At 71.4% G+C, this 4,501-nt stretch carries 3 protein-coding genes, 1 tRNA gene and 1 pseudogene; 4 read left to right on the top strand and 1 reads right to left on the bottom strand.

Annotated elements, in window-relative coordinates:
- Window positions 1-232 precede the first annotated feature (232 nt).
- The 3 genes from ACTIFU_RS12130 to ACTIFU_RS12120 are packed head-to-tail and all read left to right on the top strand — an operon-like array spanning window position 233 to window position 3,313.
- Window positions 233-829 carry a carboxymuconolactone decarboxylase family protein gene (locus ACTIFU_RS12130; RefSeq protein WP_439578568.1) on the top strand — a complete coding sequence of 199 codons (597 nt, stop codon included), beginning with the start codon at window positions 233-235 and terminating at the stop codon, window positions 827-829.
- Window positions 830-832: 3 nt separating this feature from the next.
- The gene (locus ACTIFU_RS12125) at window positions 833-1,801 is read left to right on the top strand and encodes a tripartite tricarboxylate transporter substrate-binding protein (RefSeq protein ID WP_439578567.1); all 969 of its coding nucleotides are present in this window, start codon (window positions 833-835) and stop codon (window positions 1,799-1,801) included.
- Between the two features lie 15 nt (window positions 1,802-1,816).
- Window positions 1,817-3,313, top strand: coding sequence for a M81 family metallopeptidase (locus ACTIFU_RS12120; RefSeq protein ID WP_439578566.1), 1,497 nt, complete (start codon window positions 1,817-1,819; stop codon window positions 3,311-3,313).
- A gap of 75 nt (window positions 3,314-3,388) precedes the next feature.
- Here ACTIFU_RS12120 and ACTIFU_RS12115 read toward each other — a convergent pair.
- Window positions 3,389-4,067, bottom strand: a pseudogene (locus ACTIFU_RS12115) (transposase); the annotation flags it as partial.
- Between the two features lie 120 nt (window positions 4,068-4,187).
- On the opposite strand from ACTIFU_RS12115, the gene ACTIFU_RS12110 reads away from it, so the two are divergent.
- Window positions 4,188-4,262 (top strand) — tRNA-Gly (locus ACTIFU_RS12110).
- The last annotated feature ends 239 nt before the right edge of the window (window positions 4,263-4,501 follow it).

Here is a 4,501-nt window from a genome sequence, read left to right as displayed (position 1 = left end):
CACGGTGTTCGACATCGGCCACCTGCTCGGCCCGTGCTTCGGCCCGCGCGGCGCGCTGCGGCCGGGCGTGGTGTGGCACTACGCGCGCCCGCCGGTGGTGGGGCTCGACTTCGAGATGGACGTGCTCGGCCCCGCGCGCACGATCGTGGCTTGATCCTCCCGGCTTGCCCACGCCCGCCGCGCATGGCCTGATGTCACGCCGCGCCGCAGGTTGCGGCGCAGGGGAGGATGCATGCCGCTCGTCGATCCGCTGCCGACCGACCACGACCCGGAACTCGCCGACCTCGTCACGTTCTTCCACGGTACGCTCGGCGTGGTGCCGAACTCCGTGCGCACCATGCAGCGCCGGCCGCGCGTCGCGCGCGCCTTCATCGAACTGAACAAGGCGGTGATGGAGGTGCACGGCCGCGTCACCTCCGAGCTCAAGCGGCTGATCGGCTACATGGCTTCGCACGCCGCCGGCTGCCGCTACTGCCAGGCGCACACCATCCTGGCCGCAGAGCGGTTCGGCGCCACGCCCGAGCGCCTCGCGGATGTCTGGACCTACCGCGCGAGCCCGCACTTCACCGAGGGCGAGAAGGCGGCGTTCGACTTCGCGCTCGCCGCCGCCGCGGTGCCCAACACCGTGACACCGCAGATCGCCGCGGCGCTGAAGGCGCATTGGAGCGACGAGGAGATCGTCGAGATCCTCGGTGTGATCGCGCTGTTCGGCTTCCTCAACCGGTGGAACGATTCGATGGGCACGACGATCGAGGAGGTCGGCCTCTCCGCCGGCACCCGCCACCTGGGCCAGGGCGGCTGGACCGCCGGCAAGCACATGGAGGAGTGAACCATGCCGACGCGCCGCACGCTGCTGTCGGGTCTCGCCGCTGCGGTTCCGCTCGCGGCCGCGGCGCAGTCGCCCTTCGCGTTCTCCGGCCCGGTGACGATCGTCGTGCCGTTCCCGCCCGGCGGCTCGAGCGACCTGATGGCGCGGCTGGTGGCGGAGCGGATCGCGCCGGCGCTCGGCCGCGGCGTGATCGTCGAGAACCGTGCCGGCGCGGGCGGGCGGATCGCCGCGCGCGCCGTGCAGGCGGCCCCGGCGGACGGGTCACGGCTGCTGCTCGCCAACACCTCGGTGATGGTGCTCACCCCGCTCGCCTTCGCCGATGCCGGCTACGACCCGGCCGGCGGCTTCGCGCCAGTGGCCGGCGCGGCCGAGTTCGCCGCCGGAATGGCGACCGGGCCGATGACGGGCGCGCGCGACCTCGCCGGACTCACCGCCTGGCTGCGCGCCAACCGCGAGCGCGCGAATGTCGGCGTGCCCGCCTTCGGCAGCATCCCGCACCTGACCGCGATCGCCTATGGCCGGGCGATCGACCTGCCGCTGACGGTCGCGCTCTATCGCGGTGGCGCGCCGATCGCGCAGGATCTCGTCGCCGGGCAGATCCCCCTCGGCATCGGGGCGGCCGCCGACTTCGCCGGACTGCACCAGGGTGGTCAGCTCCGCCTGGTCGCGGTGACCGGGACACGGCGCGCGCCGGGCCTGCCGGACGTGCCGACCTTTGCCGAGGCGGGTCTTTCCGGGTTCGAGGCGAATGCCTGGAACGGCTTCTTCGCCCCCTCCGGCACGCCCGCCCCGGCGATCGCCGCGCTCAACGCCGCGATCGTCGCCGCCCTGCGCGAGAGCGAGGTGGTCAGGCGCCTCGAACAGGCGGCGCTGATCGCGGCCCCGTCCGACCCGGAGACACTCGCGGGCTGGATGACCCGCGACCGGGCGACCTTCGCGCCGCTGGTCGAGGCCGCGGGGCCGATGCAGTAGCGCCGGGCGGTCGACATGCGCATCGCCGTGCTTCAGTTCAGCCACGAGACGGTGACGTTCCTGCCGAACGACACCACGCTGGACGATTTCCTCTATCCCGGCTCGCCCGCCTCGGGCGAGGCGCTGCTCGGCTCCGACCCGAAGGGCTACATGGGTGGGTTCGTGCAGGTCGCGCGCGAGTACGACGGCGTCGAGCTCGTCGGCATCGAGTCGCCGCTCTGGCCGAAGACCGGCACGGGCTCGGGCTGGGTGACCAACGATGCCTTCGAGACCTTTCTCGGCCGGATGATCGAGCAGTTGCGCGCGCAAGCACCGTTCGACGGCGCCTATCTGGCGCTGCACGGCGCGATGGCGGTGCGCGGCGTGCCGCGGCCCGAGGCGGAGATCGCGCGGCGCGTGCGCGCCGTGCTGGGCCCCGCCGCGCGCATCGTCGCCACCTTCGATCCGCACGGCAACGAGGACGAGGAATTCCTCCGCCACGCCGATATGGCGTTCTGCGTCAAGTACTTCCCGCACTACGACATGCATCTGCAGGGCGAGCGCGCGGCACGCATGCTGGTGCGCGCGATCCGCGGCGAGTTCCGCCCCGCCCATGTCACGCGCAGGGTGCCGATCATCTCCCCGACCGTGCTGCAATGGACCGGTGCCTCGCCGTGGTCGGATCTGGTGCAGCGCGCGCTGGTGTGGGAGGCGCGCGAGCCCGATCTGTTCGTCAACGTGTTCTTCGGCTTCCCCTGGTCCGATGTGCCCGATGCCGGCATGACGATCCAGGTACTGGCCAACGACAATCCCGCACTCGCCGAGCGCGTCGCGCATGACATGGCACAGTGGATCTGGCGGCGGCGCGAGGCGCTGCTCGGCAGCACGACCGTGCACCGCATTCCCGCCGGTGTGGCGATCGCCCGCCGGGCCGTGGCGGAGCGCCGCGCGCCGGTGGTGCTCGCCGATCACAGCGACCGCTCCGGCTACGCCACCTGGCTGCTGCGCGAGATCATCGCCCAGGGGCTCAGCCGCACGCTGGTCGCCACGATCGCCGCACCGGACGCGATCGCGGCGCTGGTCGCAGACGCGGCGAAGCCCGGCGATCCGTTCGACATGGAGATCGGCGGGCGCGTCGACGCCTCCGCCGGCGAGCCGGTGCGCATCACCGGCCGTGTGCTGGCGATCGCGGGCGCGAGCACGCCGCGCGCACAGGGGCGCGGGCAGAACTGGGTGTGCGTATCGTTCGGCGAAGGCAATGTCGTCGTGCTGAGTCCGTTCCTGGTGCAGATCATGCACCCTGAGGAGCTGTGGGCGCTCGGGCTCTCGGCGGCGGACTACGACGTGATCGCGATCAAGTCGCGCGTGCATTTCCGCCGCGGCTTCGATGACAGCGGCTTCGCACCCACGATCCTGCTGGTCGAGCCAGAGGAGCCGTTCCTCGGCACGGTGCGGCTGGAGGCGCTGCCCTACCGCAACCTCAGCCTGCGGGACTTCCATCCTTACGCGGAACCCGGCGGCCCAATCCTGTGAGGGGCTGCGCTGGTGGGGCTGTCCTGCGCGAGGGGTGGGCGCGGTTCTGCGGTGCCTGCCGTGCCTGGCGCAGTCTCAACTGGTCGTCGCAACGCTGGCCTGGACTGATCGGAGCACCGCGTCGAGAGCCTCGGCGGGCGTCCTCCATCCGGGCGTCCTGCGGGGTCTGCTGTTGAGCGCCGCGGTCACGGCGGCGAGGTCATCGGCGCCGTGCCCGGCAAGGGCAGGCCCGTTCCTCTTGCGCGGCCCCTCCCCGTGACCCTCCATCGGCGGCGGATGCAGCAGCATCGTGAACCGCGTCGTCCGCTCGACCAGGGTGCCCGATCGCGGAGCGGTTCAGGCCAATGATCAGGTTGCCCTCCCAGTGCCCTGGCAGCGCGCGGTCCTCCGCCTCGGCCGAGCGCCCGCTGATCATGATCTCGGGAGGGACGAGCGATGTCCCCCGTCCACGCGGGCGCACCCGCGGTACGCGCTGCGCCCGCCCTGTGCGGAGGCACGCGGTCAGCTCGTGCCGCAGCGCGCCATGGCCCTGCACGTAGAGCGCCGAGTAGATCGCCTCAGCGACGACGGCACCGGCCAGCCGATCCTGCCCATACGACCGCAGCGCCGGGTGCGTCGCACGTTTCGCCGCTTTCGGGCGACGCGTCGCCCGCTCCGCATGCCACTGCGCCGTCCTCGCCCGGCAGTCCAGCTTGCCGCTCCGGGTCGCCGCGTTCCGCCGCAGCTCCCGCGAGATCGTCGACGGCGCGCGCCCACAGATACCGCCCGGAGAGCCGCTTCGACGACCGCATGAATCCACCTCACGCGAATGGCTTGCAAATCGAGCGCGGTGGCTTATACGAGCGCACGGTCGATCTTCGGCCAGAGATGGGGCGCGGGCGTAGCTCAGGGGTAGAGCACAACCTTGCCAAGGTTGGGGTCGAGGGTTCGAATCCCTTCGCCCGCTCCAGTCGCCGTGTATCCAACCCTTCTCCCGACCGGTGACCGGCGCCGAACGGCGCAGGTTTCCTGCGCCTTTGCGCGCCCACCTTGATACTGCGCAGGCGGAACGAGCGCCGTTTTCGCTCTCCGGAGGGCGGTTTCTCTCCAAACCTTGGGACTTGGCCGATTTAGTCTACAAGCTTAATGCATTGATCTGGTTTGGTATTGCGTTGTGGTCCCGGCACGGAAGTTCGCATTTCGATCGCT

This window comes from Elioraea sp. (assembly GCF_051860475.1).
GTDB lineage: Bacteria > Pseudomonadota > Alphaproteobacteria > Acetobacterales > Acetobacteraceae > Elioraea.
The sequence above is the reverse complement of the archived record's forward strand: the minus strand, read 5'-3'. Positions and strand labels throughout refer to the sequence as shown.